This is a genomic window from Nocardiopsis listeri NBRC 13360 (genome assembly GCF_001570765.1).
Lineage (GTDB): Bacteria > Actinomycetota > Actinomycetes > Streptosporangiales > Streptosporangiaceae > Nocardiopsis > Nocardiopsis listeri.
The window spans coordinates 1-751 of sequence record NZ_BCSH01000144.1 but is presented as its reverse complement, the minus strand read 5'-3'; the positions used below and the strand labels follow the sequence as shown (position 1 = coordinate 751).

Sequence of the window (751 nt, the reverse complement as noted above, 5' to 3'; positions counted from 1 at the left end):
GGTTGGTGGAGTCGTTCGGGGTGCGTCCGGATTTCCTGGTGGGGCATTCGGTGGGGGAGTTCGCTGCCGCGCATGTGGCGGGGGTGCTCTCGTTGGCGGATGCTGCCCGGTTGGTGGTGGCTCGTGGGCAGTTGATGGAGGCGCTGCCTGAGGGCGGTGCGATGGCGTCGGTGCGTGCTACCGAGGCCCAGGTGCGTGAGGCGCTGGTGGAGGGTGTGGATGTCGCCGCGGTGAACGGGTCCTCGGCTGTGGTGGTGTCGGGGTTCGCTGATGCGGTGGAGGAGGTCGCGGGCCGTTTCGCGGGGTCGAAGCGGTTGCGGGTGTCCCATGCGTTTCATTCGGCGCTGATGGAGCCGATGCTCGCCGGGTTCGCGGAGGTGGTTTCCGGGGTGGAGTTGTGTCCGGCTGAGATTCCGGTGGTGTCGACGGTGACTGGGCGGGTCGGCGGTTTGGAGGATCCGGAGTACTGGGTGGAGCAGGTGCGGTGTCCGGTGCGGTTCCATGACGCGGTGGTTGCTCTGGGTGAGGCCGGGGTGTCCAAGGTGTTGGAGTTGGGGCCGGATGGTGTGTTGTCGGCGATGGCCCGCGAGGGTCTGGGTGAGGGCGCGGTCGTGGTTCCGGCGCTGCGCCGCAACCGCGAGGAGGAGCAGGCGTTCGTGTCCGCGCTGGCGACACTGCACGTCGCCGGAGCGACCGTGCGATGGCGCTTCGCCGGGGCCGACAGGGTGGCGTTGCCGACCTATGCCTTCGA

General features: G+C 69.0%; 1 protein-coding gene. It reads left to right on the top strand.

The window, feature by feature from the left end; all coding sequences use genetic code 11:
• Positions 1-20 precede the first annotated feature (20 nt).
• Positions 21-751 (top strand): acyltransferase domain-containing protein (locus NLI01S_RS24840; protein WP_263363349.1); only part of this gene is annotated, 731 nt, incomplete at its 3' end.